The organism is Bradyrhizobium sp. SYSU BS000235, assembly GCF_049747295.1.
Classification (GTDB): Bacteria; Pseudomonadota; Alphaproteobacteria; order Rhizobiales; family Xanthobacteraceae; genus Afipia.
Genome location: NZ_JBMHJM010000001.1, coordinates 357,674 through 377,129 on the forward strand (window position 1 = coordinate 357,674; position 19,456 = coordinate 377,129).

The following is a 19,456-nucleotide window of genomic DNA, read 5'->3' on the forward strand; positions in this document are numbered from 1 at the left end:
TTGTTCTTATATGGTACTGGAAGCCTCGGTATGACCTCATCGACTCCGTTGCTCGACGCAATCAAATCACCTGCTGATCTTCGTAAGCTCAAAGAGAGCGATCTGCCACAAGTTGCGGCAGAGGTTCGAGCCGAGACGATCAACGCAGTCGCAGTCACTGGCGGTCACTTGGGCTCCGGTCTCGGCGTCGTGGAACTGACTGTGGCGATACATCATGTTTTTAATACGCCGTCAGATCGCGTCATTTGGGACGTCGGACATCAGGCCTATCCTCATAAAATTCTGACGGAACGGCGCGACCGGATTCGTACGTTGCGGCAAGGCGGCGGTCTCTCCGGTTTCACGAAGCGTGCCGAGAGCGAATATGATTGTTTCGGCGCGGCGCATTCGTCGACGTCCATTTCAGCAGGACTTGGGATGGCCGTCGCCCGCGATCTCGCCGGCGAGGAGCGAAATATCGTCGCAGTGATTGGTGACGGCGCGATGTCGGCCGGCATGGCCTACGAGGCAATGAACAATGCCGGCGCCATGGATTCACGCCTCATTGTGATTCTCAATGACAACGAGATGTCGATCGCCCCACCCGTCGGCGCGATGTCTGCTTATTTGTCGCGCCTGATTTCGGGCAACACATATCGCTCGCTGCGCGAAATCGGCAAGCAAGTCGCCAAACGCCTGCCGAAGTTCGTGGAAAAAGGCGCGCAGCGCGCTGAAGAATACGCGCGCGGTTTCCTCTCGGGCGGCACGCTGTTTGAAGAACTAGGCTTCTATTACGTCGGTCCGATCGACGGTCACAACCTCGATCACCTGCTTCCCGTCCTCAAGAATGTTCGGGACTCGAAGGTTGGCCCGACCCTGATTCATGTCGTCACCGAAAAGGGCAAGGGCTACACGCCAGCGGAAGCCGCCTCCGATAAATATCACGGTGTTGTGAAGTTTGACGTGGCGACAGGCAAGCAGGCCAAGGCCCAGGCCAATGCCCCCTCCTACACCAAGGTTTTCGGCGAAACCCTCGTTCAGGAAGCGGAGAAGGACGACAAGATCGTTGCCATCACCGCCGCGATGCCGTCCGGAACGGGCATCGATATCTTCGGCAAGGCTTTTCCAAAGCGGACTTTCGATGTCGGCATTGCCGAACAGCACGGTGTGACGTTCGCCGCCGGCCTCGCTTCAGAGGGCATGAAGCCCTTCACCGCAATCTACTCCACCTTCCTGCAGCGCGCTTACGACCAGGTGGTCCACGACGTCGCGATTCAACGCTTGCCGGTGCGTTTTGCGATCGACCGTGCTGGTCTGGTTGGCGCCGATGGCCCGACCCACGCCGGTTCATTCGATCTGGCCTATCTCGGCTGTCTCCCACACTTCGTCATCATGGCGGCCGCGGACGAGGCTGAACTAAGGCATATGGTGGCCACGGCCGCGGCCATCGACGATGCCCCCTCGGCATTCCGGTTCCCGCGCGGTGACGGTGTCGGCGTGGACCTTCCGGCGTTTGGCGTGCCGCTCGAGATCGGCAAGGGCCGAATTGTTCGGGAAGGCACCTCGGTGGCGCTGGTATCCCTTGGAACCCGCCTGGCCGAATGCCTGAAGGCTGCAGACATTCTAAAGTCTCACGGCTTAACGACGACGGTAGCTGATGCCAGATTTGCAAAGCCGATCGATACGGATTTGATCCTCCGCCTCGCCCGCGAGCACGAGGTTCTCATCACGATCGAAGAAGGCTCGATCGGCGGCTTCGGGGCGCAGGTTCTGCATGCCCTCGCCGAGCATGGCGCATTGGACAAGGGATTGAAGGTTCGCTCTATGGTCCTTCCGGACACGTTCATCGATCAGGATAGCCCAGCCGCGATGTATGCGAAGGCCGGTCTCGATGCGAAGGGCATCGTGATGCGCGTCTTCGAGGCGCTGGGTCGCGAAGCAAACATCAGTGCGGTGCAGCTTGCCTGATCAAAGTCCGATGAAAATCCTGCTGGCTCAGCCGCGCGGATTTTGCGCCGGAGTCGTGCGTGCGATCGAGATCGTCGAACGCGCGCTTGAGAAGTATGGTCCGCCAGTCTACGTGCGTCACGAGATCGTGCACAACAAGTACGTCGTCGAAAGCCTCAAGGCCAAGGGCGCGGTCTTCGTCGAAGACCTGCATGAGGTGCCTGCGAACGCCATCACGGTTTTCAGCGCTCATGGTGTCGCCAAGAGCGTCGAGGAAGAAGCCGCCGCACGCGGCCTTCCGGTGCTGAACGCGACCTGCCCTCTGGTCACAAAAGTTCACAATCAAGGGAAGCGATACGTCTCCAAGGGCCGATCACTCGTGCTCATTGGGCACGAAGGTCACCCCGAAGTTGTCGGCACAATGGGACAGGTGCCAGGCCCGGTGATCCTGGTTCAGAGCGTCGACGACGTGGAAGCGCTTGATTTACCGAGTGATGCGCCGATGGCGTACATCACGCAGACCACGCTGAGTGTCGACGACACCAAGGATATTATCGCCGCGCTCGAAAAACGCTTCCCGGATATCGAGGGACCAGACACTCGCGACATCTGTTACGCGACACAAAATCGCCAGTCTTCGGTACGAGATCTCAGCAAGCTCGTCGATGTCATTCTGGTCGTTGGCGCTACCAACAGCTCCAATTCCAACCGCCTCCGGGAGATCGGGACCGAAGTCGGCGTCCCGAGCTACCTGATCGCCGATGGCAGCCAACTCAATCCCGAATGGTTGAAAGACGCGAAAACCGTCGGCATCACTGCCGGCGCATCCGCACCGGAAGTCCTCGTCGATGACGTTATCGATGCCCTGCGAAATATCGGACCGGTCACAGTGTCCGTCGTGCCTGGGCGGGAGGAAAATATCGAATTCAGGCTGCCAGCCGAACTGATGTCGAAGCAGGCAGACTTCACACCCGCGATGCAAGAAAGATAGTCTTTAAATGGCCATTCCGTTTTTCAAAGAGATCAAGATCGGCTCGTATCTGGTGAAGCAGAAAATGCTTGGCCGGAAGCGCTATCCGCTGGTGCTGATGCTTGAGCCCCTCTTCCGTTGCAATCTCGCCTGCGCAGGATGCGGCAAGATTGACTATCCGGATGCGATTCTGAATCGCCGCATGACCGCGCAGGAATGCTGGGATGCGGCCGAAGAATGCGGCGCGCCGATGGTTGCGATTCCCGGCGGCGAGCCGCTGATCCACAAGGAGATCGGCGAGATCGTCCGTGGCCTCGTCGAGCGCAAGAAGTTCGTCTCGCTCTGCACCAACGCGCTGCTGCTCGAGAAGAAGCTCGACCTGTTCGAGCCCTCCCCTTACCTGTTCTTCTCCGTCCATCTCGATGGCTTGAAGGACCACCACGACAAGGCCGTGTCGCAGAAGGGCGTGTTCGATCGTGCCGTCTCCGCGATCAAGGCCGCCAAGGCCCGCGGCTTCACCGTCAACGTCAACGCGACGATCTTCGACGGCCATCCTGCCGAAGAGATCGCCAAATTCCTCGACTTCACCACCGAGCTCGGCGTCGGCGTTTCGATGTCACCTGGTTACGCTTACGAGCGCGCGCCTGACCAGGAGCACTTCCTCAATCGCAAGAAGACCAAGGAGCTCTTCCGCAAGGTCTTCGCGCTGGGCAAAGGCAAGAAGTGGAATTTCATGCACTCGGGCCTATTCCTCGACTTCCTGGCCGGCAACCAGAACTTCGAGTGCGAGCCGTGGGGTATGCCTGCACGCAACATCTTCGGCTGGCAGAAGCCCTGCTACCTGCTCGGCGAAGGCTATACCAAGACCTTCAAGGAATTGATGGACACCACCGACTGGGATTCCTACGGCACCGGCAAGTATGAGAAGTGCGCCGACTGTATGGCCCACTGCGGCTACGAACCGACGGCCGCAAATGCTGCGGTTTCCAATCCGTTGAAGGCTGCCTGGGTCGGCATCCGCGGCATCAAGACCGAAGGTCCGATGGCGACCGAAATCGATCTCACCAAGCAGCGCCCGGCGCAGTACGTGTTCTCGTCGGAAGTGCAGAAGCGCTTGTCGGAAATCCGTGCGGACGAAGCCCGCGCGGCGGACGCCAAGGCAGCGAAGCTGGCTGAAGCTAAGTCAGCCCAGAGCGCTTCGACAGCCGCGTAAGGAACGAAGGGCGCGGCTGAAGTCGCGCCCTGTCGAGATCAGCGCCGGGATCGACTTCGGATTGCGAGCGATCCCGCGCATCACCTTCCACATATCGACGTTGCCGTTCGGCTTGATCGCATCCTTCGTGAGCTTCGGCAGCGCCCGGTGCGCAGGATCGCTGATCACGCGCACCGCTGCGAACGGAAGACCATTCTCCGTCGCATAACGAGCTGCGATATGGCTCTCCATATCGACCGCATCGGCACCGGTGGTCGCCCGCAACGCGGCCTTGCCCACCTGACCGGTCACGACCTCCTCGACGCCGGCAAGAACGCCAGACAGCGTGCGACGGCGCTTCAGAGGAAACGCAATTAGGTTCTCGGTCAGGGCAGCCTCTGTCGACCACCGCTCCTCACCAGTGACGATCTCGCTCGCGACAACGATGTCTCCTGATTTCAGCGCCGGGTTAAGTCCGCCCGCGACGCCAAAACTCACGATCCCACGAATGCTCGCCGGATCAAACGAGATCATCATCTCACGCAATTGAATTGGATTGCTGGAGCTGCAAATGACGGTGAGACCAGGCCCGGCAGCGATGCGAGCCTCTTGTTTCAGGCCAGTAACAATCAGAACTGGCAGTCCGTCGTGTGCGGCGTCCCCGCCCGCGCCTATAATCACATTCCTATCCCCACGAAGCGACTATTAGTATTACGCAAGTTGCGATACCGCGCCAGCGCCCACAGGGGGAAGAACTTAGAATATCCGTGGTATCGCAAATAGAACACACGTGGGAACCCGCCGCCGGTGTAATTCGGCTCGGTCCACAACCCGTCTTTGTTCTGCATTTTGATCAAATACGCCATTCCGCGCTGAGTCGCCGAATCATCGACCCTCCCCGCGGCCATCAAGCCCAGCGTTGCCCACGCCGTTTGCGAGGCGGTGCTCTCGGAACGCTCATAGCCCTTGTAATCGAGCCGGTAACTGTTGCCGTCCTCGCCCCAGCCGCCGTCGGCATTCTGGATAGCGACGAGCCAGTCAGCCGCCTTGCGAATCACCGGATCATCGTGGGCGATCCCAGCCGCATTGAGCGCGCACAGAACCGACCATGTGCCATAGATGTAATTGACACCCCAGCGCCCGAACCATGATCCGTCCGCTAATTGCGTGCGGCGGAGGTATTCGATGCCGCGCGCGAGCGCCGGGTTCGTCGCGGCTGTTTCGCCAAGCTGCGCCAGCATCGACACGCAGCGCGCCGTGACATCCTCCGTCGGCGGATCGAGCAGCGCGCCATGGTCAGCGAACGGAATATTGTTCAGATAATATTCCAGATTGTCGGCATCGAACGCCGCCCACCCGCCATCCTTGCTCTGCAGGCCAAGCAACCACTCACGTCCACGCGCGATGGCTTCATCGTATTTCTCGCCCGCGCCACGGCCGCGCGCGCGATCCATGGCCATCACCACGACGGCCGTATCGTCGAGATCCGGATAATGCGCGTTGTTGTACTGGAAGGCCCAGCCGCCGGGGCGCACACCGGGGCGCTTCTCGATCCAATCGCCCTCGACGTCGAGGACCTGACGTGGTTTCAACCAATCAAGCGCGACGTTAGCGGATTCGACTTCCTTCTCTCCGCCCACTTCCATCATGGCGTGAGCGGTCAGAGCCGTATCCCAGATCGGCGAGACGCAGGGCTGGCAGTAGGCTTCGTCGTCCTTGATGACGAGCAGATTTTCAACCGACTGCCGCGCGAGCACGTAATGCGGATGATCCTTCGGATAACCGAGCAGATCATACACCATCACAGTGTTGGCCATCGCCGGGAAGATCGCGCCAAGCCCATCGACGCCGTTGAGGCGTTCGGTGATGAACGCGACAGCCTTGTCGATGGCGCGCTGGCGGCTCTTCTTGGGAAAGAACGGGTCTGTCACGCGCAGCACGGCGTCGATGATTGCAAAGCCGGTAAACCAGGTCTGGCTCTGATGCGCCGCCTTCGGCGTCATTCCGATGCTCTTGGGGTCCTCGACGAACAGTTCGTCGACGGTGACGCCGAGCGGATTCCGCGCCAGCGGCTTCTTGTGCATCAGCACCAGGAGCGGCACGATCACCGTGCGCGCCCAGTACGACATCTTGGTCAGATGAAACGGAAACCAGCGCGGCAGCAGCATGATTTCGACGGGCATCATCGGCACTGCGCGCCATGTCAGGACGCCGAACATTGCCAGCATGATGCGGGTAAAGACGTTGCTCTTGACCGCGCCACCGCGCGACAACATCGCCTCACGCGCGCGAACCATATGCGGCGCATCGACGGAATCGCCGATCATCTTGAGCGCGAAGTAAGCCTTCACGCTGGCGCTCATATCGAACTCATGACCGTAGAACAGCGACCATCCGCCGTTCTCGTTCTGAATGCGGCGCAGATAGTTGCCGATCTTGGCCTCGAGCTCGGCGTTGATCGGCTCCGCGAGATAGTGCCGCAGCAAAACATACTCGGCCGGGATCGTTGCGTCGGCCTCGAGCTCGAACACCCAATGCCCGTCCGGCTTGCGATAATTCAGCACGGCCCGGCTGGCAGCCGCGATACTGCCTTCGAGAGCCGTCGCCATGGGCACGGCGTCCACTTTCTGCTCGTCCAACGTCATGATTAGCGGTCTGTCCACTATTGCATTTTTAGCGCAAAATCGGCCGCGCGATCCCCGGATCGGATCGATCCCTCGATGGTCGCAGGCAGTCCCGTATCAGTCCAATCGCCCGCGAGAAACAGGTTTTTCCACTCTGTGACCGTCCCGGGACGCATGGCGTTTTGTTCCGGGGTGGCCTCGAAGGTGGCCCGGCGTTCCCGCACGATCTGCCAAGGCGGAAGCGGCCCTTCCGCAACATCGTTGCCGAGATTGGCCGCCTTGCAGATGTCCCGCCAGATCGCACGCGCCAGTTCCTCACGCGGGGTGTTCACCAGCCGGTCGGCGTCGCTGATGGTCACGGAAAGCCGCTGCGGGAACGCGAAAAGCCATTCAACAAGCCCGCCGATCACGCCCATCATCGGCGGCATGTCCGCCGGCGGATCATAGCGGAAGTGAGCGTTGACGATGGCGCGGAATTTCGCTGGCGTCTTCAAGCCCTGCAGGATCGACGACGCGGCACGCGGCGGCACCGCAAGCACAATCACATCGTCGGGGCCGATGGTTATGGCATCGTCGCCAAATTCAAGGGTCGAGATCTTCCCGCCGGCCATCACCACCTGACGCAGCTCGTGCCCGAAGTTGATGCGCGCGCCCTTCTCACGCAGCAGCTTGAGCGCGGGATCAATCAGGACTGAGCTTAGTCCTTCGCGCGCAATCAACGGACGGCAGGCTTGCCCGCCGGCCAGAAGCGTTTCCTTGACGATGGCGCCGGCCAAACCTGCCGAGCCTTTTGGCGGGTCAACATTCAGCGCCGCAAGCAACAATGGCTGGACCAGACGATCGTACAGCGTGCCTTCGCAGGTGATGGTGTCGCCCACCAGCGCATCGGTGCCCGCCCAGATCACAGGAGACAGCGCGAGATAATCGCCGATGCCGGTGTCAGGAACGCGGCGCTTCTTGTCGAACACCCATAGCGGCAAACGGCCGTTGCCGAGATCCAGCATCCAGCGCTTGTCCGATTTGATATCGACGAATGAAAACTGCGCGCTATCCGGGCCAACCAGACCTGCTTCGCTGCCGATCGACCGCGCATAGGCGCGCACATGGCTATTACCGGACAGCACCAGATGATTGCCGTTGTCGATGACGAGGTCCGTCGCGCCGTCATAGTACGAACGGCAACGGCCGCCGGCCTGATGCGTGGCTTCGTGAACGTGGACCTGAAAGCCTGCATTCGCGAGACGAACCGCGGCCGACAAGCCGGAAACCCCGGCTCCGATGATGTGAGCGTTCTTTGCCATCAGATAAATGCGTACCGAATAAGAATGAAAATCTTGGCGGCCTTGCTGAGCTTGACCGGGTGCCGTGGCAGCGCAAAACCGCGTTCCACGAGCTTGTTGAGGATCGCGTGGTAGTATTTCGACATGATCTTGGGTGCGCGAACGATACGACGCGAATTGCGCGCCATGATCTTGTCCGACGTGACGAAGTGGCTGATCGCCTGTTTCAGGATATCGTCACACACTTGCGGCAGGCGCGGATCGGACACCACGGTCGCCGGATCGCTTGAAGTGATGCCGGCAGCATTGAGACTCTCGCGCGGCAGATAGAGCCGCCCCAGTCCGGCGTCTTCATCGATGTCACGAAGAATATTGGTGAGCTGAAGCGCGCGACCCAGATGGTGCGCGAGAAGAAGTCCATCCTCTTCACCAAGGCCGAACACGCGGACCGACAGGCGACCGACGGCGCTGGCGACGCGATCGCAATAGAGATCGAGCGTCTTTGCGTCCGGCGCACGAATATCCGCAGGGATATCCATTGCCATGCCGTCGATGATCGCGATGAAATCATCACGCCGCAGGTCGAAGCGTTTAACGAACGGCACGTAGCTCGCTACGCGAGCCGGCGGCGTGCCTGCATACAGCGCATCGATGTCGCGGCGCCACTCATCGATGGCGGCAAGACGCTCCGGGCGCGGCCCGTCGGAGTCCGCGATATCATCGACCTGACGACAGAAGCTGTAGATCAGGAACATCGCATCCCGCTGCTCCTGCGGCAGAATGCGCATGGCGGCATAGAACGAACTGCCTGAGGCCGAGCCCTGCGGTGTGGTTTCCATTGTTGTCATGGGGAATTACGCACCACCGGATACATGCCGAACCGTGGAGGCCTGTCCGGTGACCCGCCGGAACAGGCCGCACGCCATCGCTGACAGTGCATAGCCCAACATCTGTTGCTTGGAGAGATGAACCCGCTCGCTCAGCGGATCGCGTACCTTCAGGAGATTGACGATCTTGTCGGCGAACATGTCGATCACGGAGATTTCGAGGCCCAGCCGCGTATCCTTCACTTCTGTTGAGAGAGCGCGACTCTCCCCAAGCAGAAGCTCCGTTCGCCGCGCGAGCGCCTGAAGACACTGCAGCAACTGCGGCGAGGCGCGATCTGCCCCCAGCATCTCGACCGATGCACCAGCCTCGGCAAGAGCGTCGAGCGGCACGTACACGCGATCGAGATCGCGATAATCCTTGCCACAATCCTGAAGATGATTGTTGATCTGCAACGCAGCGCAGAGCGCATCGGACGCAACCCACGTGGCGCGATCCTCGCCATGCACATCCAGCATAAAACGGCCGACCGGCATTGCCGAATAACTGCAATAGTGAATGACGTCGTCCCAGGTGTCGTAGCGCTTCTTCGTAACGTCCATGCGGAACGCCGTCAGCACATCCTGCGCATGGCGCGGCGACAAACCTCGCTCAGCCAAGGCTTCACGAAGTGTCACGGCCTCAGGCTGGCTGTCGCCTTTGCCCAAGAGCTCAGCTTCGAGAATGTCGAGCTGCTCGAGTTTCGTTTGATCGTTCAGCAGCGCATGGTCCGCGACATCATCCGCGGTGCGCACGAAATTATAGAAGGCAAGAATCAATGCGCGGTGGCGCGGATGAATGATCTTGGACGCAACCGGAAAATTTTCGTCCTTATGCCCTTTTCCGGAGCGCAGCTCGCCTGCTGTTGTGTCACCTGCGTTTGTCATTGCGAGCTGGATACCTGTGCCTGAGGCCGGCCCTTCCACATTCCACCACGTCCCTGGAAATGCTGGACAGCCGAATTGATCGTAAACACCATATAAGCCAATGCGATTGCGGGGAGAGCCAGCCCCCAAAGGGCGGATTGTTTATAGTATCGCAGCGTCGGCTGGAAGGCGAGCGCCATCAAAAGCCATGCAACTGCGGCACATTCGCGGCTCAGATCGTGACCCAATACGGTGACCACGACGGGAGCCAGAAACACGATGGCCATCGCGACAATGACGCCAATGAGCAACGCGAGCGAATAGTGCAGTTGCGCATACGCGGATCGCGAGATCATGCGGCCGACCTCGGCCACGGTCTCGGATGCCCGCACGCTTTTGACGTTCTGCGAGAAGCCGAGCCAGACCGGCCCTTGCGTCTTCAAACGCGCGCCGAGCGCGCAGTCGTCAATCAACGATCCCCGGATGGCATCGATACCGCCCGAACTCCGCAGCGCGTCCCATCGCGCGAGAATGCAGCCGCCGGCCGCTGCCGCAACCGGGCTGTTGCGATCGCGCACCCAGGAAAACGGATAGAGCATGTTGAAGAAGAAAATGAAGGCCGGGATCAGATACTTTTCCGCGAAGCTCTCACAGCGCAGCGTCGCCATTACCGACGTCATCGCGAGTTGGTCGCTCTCGGCGCGGGCTACGAGCCGCATCACGACGTCCCCCGAATAGACGATATCCGCATCGGTCAGGAGAACGTAGTCCGGCAGCACCGGCCGGCTCTCGACCAGGGAAAGCCCCTGCTTCACAGCCCAAAGCTTTCCAGTCCAGCCAGAAGGCAATGGACGGCCAGACAATACCGTGAGGCGATCCGAGGCCCCGATGGATATGGCCGCTTCGTTCGCGATCTGCGCCGTTCCATCCTGGCTCTGGTCATCGATCAGGATCATCGACAATTCGCCGGGATAAGGTTGGCCGAGGATCGATTTCACGCAATCGGCCACGCCCGCCGCTTCATCACGGGCTGGCACGACCACAGCAATGGTTGGCCATGCTGAGAGCCCCGATGCGGGCGCCAGATCATCAAATTTGGAAGTCCGCCAGAATCCACCCCTGCCCGCGATCAGATAGACCCAGATCGCAAGCGCCAATGCGGCAACGACAACCAGTAACATGTTGGCGGACAATTCGATTTCTCTGGCAGATGAAAGGCGGCAGTTCGGCTCACCACCGCAGTCGATTAGCAGGTTCGGAGCGCCAAAGACAATCCTCCTATCGTAGGAAATATCTTTATGATTTCATCGGCTTACGGAAGGTGAATTTGCCCTGGAATTAACATTTCCGTGTACGGGCACCCTAAGGCGCGATCGGACACGGATTGAGGCGTCACGCCGGCAACAATGGTGTTATATTACCACTTTCGTCTTTCAACGAGACGCCGGAGATTTTCCGCTCCAACCCCTCCCGCACCAGCCAGCCGATCTTGAAGGCGGCTTCGTCGTAACTCAGTCCTGCCGCGTGGATGTTGGACACACAGTTACGCTCAGCGTCCGTCAAACCTGGCCTTGGCCCGTAAGTGACATAGCAGCCGAGGCTATCCGGGGCGGAGAGACCCGGCCGCTCGCCGATCAGCATCACGCTCATCCGCGCATTCAGGAGCTGGCCCATCTCGTCGGCGAGCGCGACACGCGCGCCAGAGGCAACGACAACCGGGCCCAGCGTCATCCCAAGCCCGGCGAATTTGATCGCAAGCCGGCGAGCGAGCTCCAACCCGTGCAGATGAACAGCCGCCGACGACAGCCCATCGCCAATCAAGATCGCAAGGTCGCACGGAGCATTGTTGAGGGCGGAAAGAGCATTTCTGGACTGCGCATCGAGTTGCCGACCCAAGTCGGGACGCCGCAGATATGTCTTGCGGTCGGTCGCCTCGCTCCTCACGGCAACGGGCTGCAACTCAAGTGCCGTCAGGCCATCGATAATCGCAGCCGCATCGAACGGCGTGTGAACGGCGTCCCGCGCCCGGGCATGGTCGAGCGTGAAATTGAGCAAGGCGTCTGTCGGCACGCTCGCGCCGCTGCGGCCAAGGGCGACCCGTGCGGGCGTGAGACGTCGCAGATCGCCGGCAGAGATGATCGAGGGTGGCGATTTTGTCATGCCACCCTATTCCGCTGCGACCGGCACCTCGTCTTCGCGCAATTTGGTCGAGTAGTACGATGCATTCTGTTGTCCGCCGGAAGCGTCCCGGGCAAACAATATCAGGTGGTGCGCGACCAGACCAACGCTGATGACGCGCTCGATATCGCCGACTTTGAGACGCGGCCACGCGAACTTCCAGAACTCCCGGCGGTAGTCGCTTTTCACGCCCACGCGCCAGAGGATCTTCGCCAGCATCGTCAGGCCGCGCTTCACATTCGGCCACGCCACACGCTGCGGCGTGTTCGGCGGCTGCAGACGATTGGGATACGTCTCGCGAACGTTATGCTCGAACCGCGCAAACAACTTCTCGGGCGTGTAAGCCCGCCCCATGCATTCACGCCATGTGGACACGACGTGGTCGTAGGGCAGAAAGAAATCGACATTGGAGTCGCGGTCAGAGTCTTCCAGCAAGCGGCCTTCGCGCTTGAGCCGGTCCCACAACGGCGTGCGCGGCAGCGCCTGCAGCAGATTGATCGTGAGCAACGGAATTTGCGACTGATCGATGAATTCCAGAATACCCTCACCCGCATCCAGCTTGTCGGTATCGAGGCCCAGAATGATGCCAGAAACGACCTCCATGCCGTAGCTGTTCAAGGTCTGCACACCTTCGATGATCGGCACCATCATGTTGTGCTGCTTCGACATCGCCTTCAACGCGTCAGGGTCCGGCGTTTCGATGCCACAGAACACCGTGGTGAAGTAAGCATCCTTCATCAACGCCAGAATTTCGGGGCGTTTGGCAATGTTGAGCGTTGCTTCGCAAGCGAACTGGATGGCGAAGCCGTTGCGCTTCTGCCATTCGATCAGATGCGGCAACAGATCGTGGGCTGCCTTGCGATTGCCGATGAAATTGTCATCGACGAAGTAAACCGCGCCCAGCAGGCCGCACTCGAGCATCTTGTCGAGCTCTGCGGTCACCTGTTGCGGCGATTTCAGGCGTGGATTGCGGCCGTACAACGCAGGAATATCGCAGAACTCGCATTGATATGGACATCCGCTTGAGAACTGGATGCTGCCGATAAAATAGCGCTCAAGCGGCAGAAGCTCGTAAGCGGGAATCGGAAATTCCGACATCTCGCGGCGTTCTTTTGTGGTCAGAACGACCTGTTGATCCGGCCGCGATGAATCGCGCCCGATCAGCCGGAACAACTCGTAGGTCGCATCACCGAGTTCGCCAACATGGAGATAGTCGAAATCGGGATAGTACTCCGGACAGGCACTGACCGAAGGTCCGCCGAGGGCAACGGCGAGGTCATGTTCGTGCGCGCGGCGACAGATATCGTTCATCTGGCGGCGCTGGATATGCATGCCGCTGACAAATACCGCGTCCGCCCACGTGAAGTCGCTGTCGGTCGCGGGGTCGATATTTTCGTCGATAAAACGAACTTCCCAACCGGTAGGCAACGAGGCCGCAATAAGCAAAAGCCCCTGCGGCGGCATAAAAGCCCGCACACCGTCGGTCAGCGGATACGCGTACTCAAATGTTCCAAAAGAGGGGGAGTAGCGGGGGAAAACGCAAAGGATGCGACGGATCGCGGGATTTACGGTATCTCTCATCAGGCCCCCTGCTCTGAAGATTTGCAGTTGCGCATAGAACGAGCCATAAATTCGGTCAGATTAGGGCACGAATGCGACAGCCTGAACTCAGCAGCTATGCGGGAAGCATTCCACGCACCAACTTCGAGGCAAACTCAGGCAACCGCGTTTCGTTCCCATTGAGTCGGCCCTCCTCGCCCGCGAGGCCGACGCGCTGCATCCAGTCATCGAATTCGGGCGCTCGCTTGAGGCCAAACACCTCCCGAACATAGAGCGCGTCGTGAAACGACGTCGACTGATAGTTCAGCATGACGTCGTCGGCGCCCGGTACACCCATAATGAAGGAGACACCGGCTGCAGCCAACAGCGTCAACAGATTGTCCATGTCGTCTTGATCAGCCTCGGCATGGTTGGTGTAGCACACGTCGACACCCAGCGGCAGGCCGAGCAGCTTTCCGCAGAAATGGTCTTCAAGGCCTGCCCGAATGATCTCCTTGCCGTCGTAGAGATATTCCGGACCGATGAATCCGACCACGCTGTTCACCAGCAGCGGATCGAATGCACGCGCGACGGCGTAGGCTCTTGCTTCGAGCGTTTGCTGATCGATCCCGTGATGCGCATTCGCCGAAAGCGCCGAGCCCTGCCCGGTTTCAAAATACATCACATTGCTGCCGACCGTTCCGCGACGCAGGGATAGCGCCGCCTGATGAGCTTCCTTCAGGATCGAAAGATCAACACCAAAGCTGCGATTGGCCGCCTCGGTGCCGGCGATGGACTGAAACACCAGATCAACCGGCAGGCCCTTAGCCATGAGATCCAGCGTCGTCGTGACGTGAGTCAACACGCAGCTTTGCGTCGGGATTTGCAGACGCTCAATGATACTGTCGAGCAGACGCAGCAGATCTCCGATCACCGCAGGATCATCGCTCGCGGGATTAATCCCGATGCAGGCGTCACCCGCGCCAAGCAGAAGCCCATCCAAAATCGAAGCCGTAATCCCCTTTGCGTCGTCGAAGGGGTGATTGGGCTGCAGCCGCACACTCATATGGCCGCGCAACCCGATGGTGTTGCGAAAGCGGGTGACGACCTCACATTTCCGGGCCACCAGAATGAGATCCTGATTGCGCATCAGCTTCGAGACGGCCGCGACCATCTCCGGCATGAGACCTTGGACCAACTTTTGCAGGGCTGCAGGCGTTGCCGCATCGGATAGCAACCAGTCGCGAAAGGCCCCCACCGTCAGGGACGACACAGCAGCGAAAGCGGCCACATCGTGCGTATCGATGATCAGCCGCGTGACCTCATCGTCTTCGTAAGGCACGACAGCTTCCAGAAGAAATTGCTGCAACGGGACGTCGGCAAGCGCCATCCGTGCGGCGACCATTTCTTCGGCGCTTTCGGCGGCAACACCGGCAAGGCGATCGCCTGACCGCGGTGGCGATGCCTTCGCAAGCAGATCACCCAGGCTCCGAAACACGAATGAGTGTGAGCCGATGCTACGACGGTAGATCATTGCCACTCCAATCAGCCAGCCGGGTCCGAGCTATCCCATCGATAATCTATCGTACCCTGCAGCAAAACGGGATTTCCAGTTGGCCCCCAAACGCTGTTATTGTGTACCGTGAAGGCAAAGAACATTCGGGGAGCCCCATGGCACAAACCACCAATCGCCAAATCCTGCTGGTCGAAAAGCCGACCGGTAAACTCGGCCCGCAGCATTTCAAAATGTCGGAATCCGCGGTCCCGGAACCGAAGGATGGTGAAGTTCTGCTCCGCGTACTCTACATCTCCCTCGATGCGGCCAACCGCGCGTGGATGCAGGGTGCGACCTATCGCTCGGCAGTTGAGGCCAATTCGGTGATGGCGGGCGGCGGTCTTGCGGAAGTCATGGCCTCCAAGGCGCCCGGCTTCGCGCCGGGGGATCTCGTGTTCGGCGATACAGGGTGGCAGGACTATACCGCCGTTCCGGCCAAACACCTCGTCAAGGTGCCGCGCATTGAGCCGCTGACGCACCTCCTCAGCGTCTTCGGCATTGCCGGCCTCACAGCTTATTTTGGGCTTCTGAATGTCGGGAAGCCAAAAGCCGGCGAGACAGTCGTCGTGTCCGCGGCGGCCGGATCGGTCGGCTCGATCGTCGGCCAGATCGCGAAGATCAAGGGATGCCGCGTGATCGGCATCGCCGGCGGCAAGGACAAATGCAACTGGCTGACGTCCGAACTCGGTTTCGATGCCGCTGTCGACTACAAGAGCGAAGCGATCTTCAAGACGTTGAAAGCAGCAGCACCAAACGGCATCGATGTCTATTTCGACAATGTCGGCGGCGACATTCTCGAGGCCTGCCTGCCGCAAATGAATCTGCGGGGCCGCATCGCCTGCTGTGGCGCGATCTCGCAATACGACGGCGCCCCGTCCGCAACAGGGCCACGCGGTATCCCCGGCTTGATCGTGGTCAAGCGCCTGACCATGCAAGGCTTCATCGTCACTGACTTCTACGATCAACGCGATCAGGCCTTCTCCGACCTGCAGTCCTGGGTGAAAGCCGGCCAGCTCAAAGTGCAGGAGGACGTCATCGACGGCCTTGAGAACACGCCACAGGCGCTGATCGGACTTCTGGCCGGTGAAAACCGCGGCAAGCGCATGGTCAAAGTATAGGCCGGGGCGGAAACGCCCGGATTTCCGGGCTTTTTGCCTTTTGCCATGCGGCCATTTTAGCCTACACAGGCCCCACCTCGCCCCACCTGACTTCCCAAAAGACGGACACGACAGATGCTGAATACGCCCCGCTCCCGCCGCGGCATGGTGACTTCGCCCCATCATCTCGCCAGTGAAGCCGGACTGCGCGTGTTGCGCGAGGGCGGCAATGCGATCGAAGCCACGCTCGCCATGGCGGCAAGCCTGCCCGTCGTCTATCCGCACATGAACTCGATTGGCGGTGATGGCTTCTGGCTGATTTCAGCGAACGGCAAAGCGCCTGTCGCCGTGGACGGCTGCGGCGCATCCGCTCAGGCCGCGACGACAGATTTCTATCGCACCAAGGGTCTTTCTGCGATTCCATCGCGCGGACCGCTTGCCGCCAACACGGTGGCCGGCACACTTTCGGGCTGGGCGGAAGTTTTCGCCATCAGTCAGGAAATGGGCGGACGGCTTCCCTTCTCGCGTCTCGTGGAAGAGGCGATCTGGTCCGCGGAGAACGGCTTTGCCGTCACTGCGGGACAGCAGGAATTGACGGAGACCAAATTCGCCGAACTGAAAGACTCACCAGGCTTCATCGAGACCTTCCTGCTCGACGGCAAATTGCCGAAGGAAGGCGAACTGATGAAGATCCCTGCGCTCGGCGCCGCGCTGCGGCACATCGGCCAACACGGACCGATGGATTTCTATACAGGGGTCCTTGCCAAGGAGATCGCAGCAGACCTCGCGCGCTGCGGTTCGCCGGTGACGCTCGACGATCTCAAGGCCCAGAAGGCGCAGCACCGTGAAGCGCTTCACGTCGCTATCAAGGGCGCAACGCTCTATAATTTTCCTGCGCCGACGCAGGGTCTCGCCTCGCTGATGATCCTCGCGCTGTTCGAACGATTGGGTGTGAAGGACGCCGAAGGCTTCGACTACCTGCACAGCATCGTCGAAGCAACCAAGCAGGCGTTTCTCGTGCGCGACCGCATCATCGGCGATCCGGCGCACATGATTGAAAAAGCCGAGGACTATCTGCAAGCCGACAAGCTCGACGAGCTCGCCGCGAAGATTGATCGCAAGCGCGCCCTGCCCTGGCCGGTCCCGGTCAATCCCGGCGATACTGTCTGGCTCGGCGCCATCGATAAGGACGGCATCGCCGTCAGTTTCATTCAGAGCATCTACTTCGAATTCGGTTCAGGGTGCGTGCTGGAGAACTCCGGCATTGTCTGGCAGAACCGCGGATCGAGCTTCGTGCTTGATGGCAACGGCCCGCGCGCCTTGCTGCCCGGCAAGAAGCCGTTCCACACGCTCAACCCCGCAATGGCGCTGTTCGACGATGGACGCCGCATGGTCTACGGCAACATGGGCGGCGAAGGCCAACCGCAAAGCCAGTCGGCCGTGTTCAGCCGTTACGCGATGTACGGCCAAGGCTTGCAGGCCGCAGTGACAGCGCCGCGCTGGCTGCTTGGAAAGACCTGGGGCGACGCCACGGTGACTCTCAAGCTCGAAAGCCGTTTCGATCCCAAGGTCGTCCAGGCCATGCGTGACGCAGGACACGACATCGAGATCTTGCCGGACTTCACATCGACCATGGGCCACGCCGGCGCGGTCGTCATGCATCCGAACGGTGTGTTCGAAGGCGCGACCGACCCACGCAGCGACGGCGCTGCAATGGGCTTCTGATTTGGGCTTCGAAGCGGTATTCGCTTGAAAACGTTCTAGCGCGGGCGTCGCCGCAGCGTCTTCATCGTATCGATGCAGCGTGCGGTGATGACTTCCCAATTCGCGTATTTGACATCCGTTGCGGGACAGAGCCACGATCCGCCGACAGCGACCACGTTCGGCTCGGCCAGCCACGCAGCCGCATTGGCCCCGCCAATGCCGCCTGTCGGACAGAAACGCGCACGAGGAAACGGTCCCCCCAGAGCGCGCAGCATGTCGATGCCGCCGGACTGTTCCGCCGGAAAGAACTTGAGCACGTTGAAGCCGTAGGCCTGCGCCTGCATCAGCTCCGACGCCGTCGCGATGCCGGGCAGGAAAGCCAGACTGCTTTTGGCGGCGGCATCGAGCAAAGCCGGCGTCGCCCCGGGACTAACCCCGAAACGCGCACCGAGCGCCTCCGCGCGTTTGAGATCGTCTGCCGTCGTAATCGTCCCGATGCCAACAATAGCGTCAGGTACCTCGGCAATGATCGCTTTCGCCGCATCGACTGCCGCATCCGTCCGCAATGTGATCTCGAGAGTCTTGACACCACCCAGCACCAACGCGCTGGCCAAGGGCACGGCATCCTCGGCCCGCTCAATGGTCAACACCGGAATGACCTGCGCGGACCTCAGAAGGCTGATGAGCTCTTCATCGCGTGTGACGGGCGCTGACTGTACGCTCATGCCTTAGTGCTCCGTTGCCATGGTATTCAGTCCAGAGGGCATTTCGCTTCGCGGGATAATCGCCCCGCGATGGCCAACAACCACACCGGCCAGACGGTGTCCCGCCTCAGCCGCCTCTGGAGACGACAATCCCCTCAATCGGGCCGCAAGATAGGCTGCTGAAAAGCTGTCTCCCGCTGCCGTGGTATCAACAACCCTCGCAACCGGGCCAGCCTTCACGGTTCGGTCCACGCCGCTGGACCTGACAACGCAGGCAGGCTCAGGGAGTTTCAGGATCACTTCATCTGCCCTCAACAGATCGAGCAGCTCGACATGAGGCCGCTCGCCGTACAGCGGCACGAGATCCTCGGTCGAGGCCAGCACAACATCCGAGATATCGAGCATGGCTTGATATGCGTGCCTTGCCACATCCAGCATCGGCCAGCCCCGTGTCCGGAAATTGGTGTCGAACGCAATGCGGCTGCCGTTCGCGCGAGCCTTTGTCAGTCCAGTGATGAGGCGGTCACGTCCGTCATCGCTGAAAAGCGACAGCGTGATTCCCGACAGATAGATCAGGCTGTATTCTTTCAGCCCGTCGAGAAGCGCATCGGTTTCAGGCTGATCGAGCAGCGCGCGCGCCGCCGCACTGTCGCGCCAGTAGTAGAACGAGCGCTCGCCAACTGCGTTGGTCCGGATTGCATAGAGGCCAGGCATCTTGCCCGCGATACGCAGCACGCGGGCGGTGCCAACGCCCTCACCTTGCCAGGCGGTCATCAGTTCGTCGCTGAATGGATCATCCCCCAGCGCGGTGATGTAATCCACCTGCATGCCAAGCCGTGCAAGATAGACCGCTGTGTTGAGCGTGTCGCCGCCGAAGCCCTGCGTCAGCTGATTGCCGGCACCTTGGGTCAGTTCGATCATGCACTCACCGATGCAGGCGACCTCAGTCATCGCTGC

At 60.3% G+C, this 19,456-nt stretch carries 16 protein-coding genes; 5 read left to right on the forward strand and 11 right to left on the reverse strand.

Annotated elements, in window-relative coordinates:
* Window positions 1-30 precede the first annotated feature (30 nt).
* The 3 genes from dxs to hpnH are packed head-to-tail and all read left to right on the forward strand — an operon-like array spanning window position 31 to window position 4,109.
* Complete coding sequence (dxs, locus tag ACP0KA_RS01585) at window positions 31-1,947, forward strand: 1-deoxy-D-xylulose-5-phosphate synthase (protein WP_424627087.1); 1,917 nt, start codon at window positions 31-33, stop codon at window positions 1,945-1,947.
* Between the two features lie 10 nt (window positions 1,948-1,957).
* Entirely contained in the window at window positions 1,958-2,917 is a 960-nt protein-coding gene (gene ispH / locus ACP0KA_RS01590; RefSeq protein WP_424627088.1) for a 4-hydroxy-3-methylbut-2-enyl diphosphate reductase, read from the forward strand.
* Between the two features lie 7 nt (window positions 2,918-2,924).
* The gene (gene hpnH, locus ACP0KA_RS01595; RefSeq protein WP_424627089.1) at window positions 2,925-4,109 is read left to right on the forward strand and encodes an adenosyl-hopene transferase HpnH; all 1,185 of its coding nucleotides are present in this window, start codon (window positions 2,925-2,927) and stop codon (window positions 4,107-4,109) included.
* Here hpnH and ACP0KA_RS01600 read toward each other — a convergent pair.
* From ACP0KA_RS01600 to ACP0KA_RS01640, 9 genes are all read right to left on the reverse strand, one after another.
* Window positions 4,080-4,769, reverse strand: a complete 690-nt coding sequence (locus ACP0KA_RS01600; RefSeq protein WP_424627090.1) for a phosphorylase — start codon at window positions 4,767-4,769, stop codon at window positions 4,080-4,082. The two genes, hpnH and ACP0KA_RS01600, sit on opposite strands and share 30 nt — an antisense overlap.
* Entirely contained in the window at window positions 4,766-6,733 is a 1,968-nt protein-coding gene (gene shc, locus ACP0KA_RS01605; protein ID WP_424627091.1) for a squalene--hopene cyclase, read from the reverse strand. Before shc ends, ACP0KA_RS01600 begins: the two co-directional genes overlap by 4 nt.
* 17 nt (window positions 6,734-6,750) lie before the next feature.
* A complete protein-coding gene (gene hpnE / locus ACP0KA_RS01610) occupies window positions 6,751-8,013 on the reverse strand; it encodes a hydroxysqualene dehydroxylase HpnE (protein ID WP_424627092.1) in 1,263 nt (420 codons plus the stop codon).
* Window positions 8,013-8,840 (reverse strand): presqualene diphosphate synthase HpnD, encoded by an 828-nt coding sequence (hpnD, locus tag ACP0KA_RS01615; protein WP_424627093.1) that lies wholly within the window; start codon window positions 8,838-8,840, stop codon window positions 8,013-8,015. Before hpnD ends, hpnE begins: the two co-directional genes overlap by 1 nt.
* Before the next feature lie 6 nt (window positions 8,841-8,846).
* A complete protein-coding gene (gene hpnC, locus ACP0KA_RS01620) occupies window positions 8,847-9,743 on the reverse strand; it encodes a squalene synthase HpnC (RefSeq protein WP_424627094.1) in 897 nt (298 codons plus the stop codon).
* Window positions 9,740-10,903, reverse strand: a complete 1,164-nt coding sequence (locus tag ACP0KA_RS01625; protein WP_424631462.1) for a glycosyltransferase — start codon at window positions 10,901-10,903, stop codon at window positions 9,740-9,742. The genes hpnC and ACP0KA_RS01625 overlap by 4 nt, the downstream gene beginning before the upstream one ends.
* A 211-nt stretch (window positions 10,904-11,114) precedes the next feature.
* Window positions 11,115-11,882: an ethanolamine ammonia-lyase subunit EutC gene (gene eutC, locus ACP0KA_RS01630; RefSeq protein WP_424627095.1), complete on the reverse strand. Its 768-nt coding sequence runs from the start codon at window positions 11,880-11,882 to the stop codon at window positions 11,115-11,117.
* Between the two features lie 6 nt (window positions 11,883-11,888).
* On the reverse strand, window positions 11,889-13,481 hold the full coding sequence (locus tag ACP0KA_RS01635) for a B12-binding domain-containing radical SAM protein (RefSeq protein ID WP_424627096.1): 1,593 nt from the start codon (window positions 13,479-13,481) through the stop codon (window positions 11,889-11,891).
* Window positions 13,482-13,575: 94 nt separating this feature from the next.
* Window positions 13,576-14,973, reverse strand: a complete 1,398-nt coding sequence (locus ACP0KA_RS01640; protein ID WP_424627097.1) for an ethanolamine ammonia-lyase subunit EutB — start codon at window positions 14,971-14,973, stop codon at window positions 13,576-13,578.
* A 137-nt stretch (window positions 14,974-15,110) separates the two neighbouring features.
* Between ACP0KA_RS01640 and ACP0KA_RS01645 the strand changes: the two genes are divergently transcribed.
* Together ACP0KA_RS01645 and ACP0KA_RS01650 are read left to right on the forward strand one after the other, a co-directional pair.
* A complete protein-coding gene (locus tag ACP0KA_RS01645; RefSeq protein WP_424627098.1) occupies window positions 15,111-16,112 on the forward strand; it encodes an NADP-dependent oxidoreductase in 1,002 nt (333 codons plus the stop codon).
* A gap of 114 nt (window positions 16,113-16,226) precedes the next feature.
* Complete coding sequence (locus tag ACP0KA_RS01650; protein ID WP_424627099.1) at window positions 16,227-17,816, forward strand: gamma-glutamyltransferase family protein; 1,590 nt, start codon at window positions 16,227-16,229, stop codon at window positions 17,814-17,816.
* Between the two features lie 35 nt (window positions 17,817-17,851).
* Here ACP0KA_RS01650 and eda read toward each other — a convergent pair whose 3' ends face one another.
* A complete protein-coding gene (gene eda, locus ACP0KA_RS01655) occupies window positions 17,852-18,520 on the reverse strand; it encodes a bifunctional 4-hydroxy-2-oxoglutarate aldolase/2-dehydro-3-deoxy-phosphogluconate aldolase (RefSeq protein WP_424627100.1) in 669 nt (222 codons plus the stop codon).
* A 3-nt stretch (window positions 18,521-18,523) separates the two neighbouring features.
* Window positions 18,524-19,450 (reverse strand): sugar kinase, encoded by a 927-nt coding sequence (locus ACP0KA_RS01660; RefSeq protein WP_424627101.1) that lies wholly within the window; start codon window positions 19,448-19,450, stop codon window positions 18,524-18,526.
* Window positions 19,451-19,456 lie beyond the last annotated feature (6 nt).

Coding starts and splice junctions, on each gene's coding strand:
- dxs (WP_424627087.1), top strand. CDS start 31: ATGACCTCATCGACTCCGTTGCTCGACGCAATCAAATCACCTGCTGAT.
- ispH (WP_424627088.1), top strand. CDS start 1,958: ATGAAAATCCTGCTGGCTCAGCCGCGCGGATTTTGCGCCGGAGTCGTG.
- hpnH (WP_424627089.1), top strand. CDS start 2,925: ATGGCCATTCCGTTTTTCAAAGAGATCAAGATCGGCTCGTATCTGGTG.
- shc (WP_424627091.1), bottom strand. CDS start 6,733: ATGACGTTGGACGAGCAGAAAGTGGACGCCGTGCCCATGGCGACGGCT.
- hpnE (WP_424627092.1), bottom strand. CDS start 8,013: ATGGCAAAGAACGCTCACATCATCGGAGCCGGGGTTTCCGGCTTGTCG.
- hpnD (WP_424627093.1), bottom strand. CDS start 8,840: ATGACAACAATGGAAACCACACCGCAGGGCTCGGCCTCAGGCAGTTCG.
- hpnC (WP_424627094.1), bottom strand. CDS start 9,743: ATGACAAACGCAGGTGACACAACAGCAGGCGAGCTGCGCTCCGGAAAA.
- ACP0KA_RS01625 (WP_424631462.1), bottom strand. CDS start 10,903: ATGTTACTGGTTGTCGTTGCCGCATTGGCGCTTGCGATCTGGGTCTAT.
- eutC (WP_424627095.1), bottom strand. CDS start 11,882: ATGACAAAATCGCCACCCTCGATCATCTCTGCCGGCGATCTGCGACGT.
- ACP0KA_RS01635 (WP_424627096.1), bottom strand. CDS start 13,481: ATGAGAGATACCGTAAATCCCGCGATCCGTCGCATCCTTTGCGTTTTC.
- ACP0KA_RS01640 (WP_424627097.1), bottom strand. CDS start 14,973: ATGATCTACCGTCGTAGCATCGGCTCACACTCATTCGTGTTTCGGAGC.
- ACP0KA_RS01645 (WP_424627098.1), top strand. CDS start 15,111: ATGGCACAAACCACCAATCGCCAAATCCTGCTGGTCGAAAAGCCGACC.
- ACP0KA_RS01650 (WP_424627099.1), top strand. CDS start 16,227: ATGCTGAATACGCCCCGCTCCCGCCGCGGCATGGTGACTTCGCCCCAT.
- eda (WP_424627100.1), bottom strand. CDS start 18,520: ATGAGCGTACAGTCAGCGCCCGTCACACGCGATGAAGAGCTCATCAGC.
- ACP0KA_RS01660 (WP_424627101.1), bottom strand. CDS start 19,450: ATGACTGAGGTCGCCTGCATCGGTGAGTGCATGATCGAACTGACCCAA.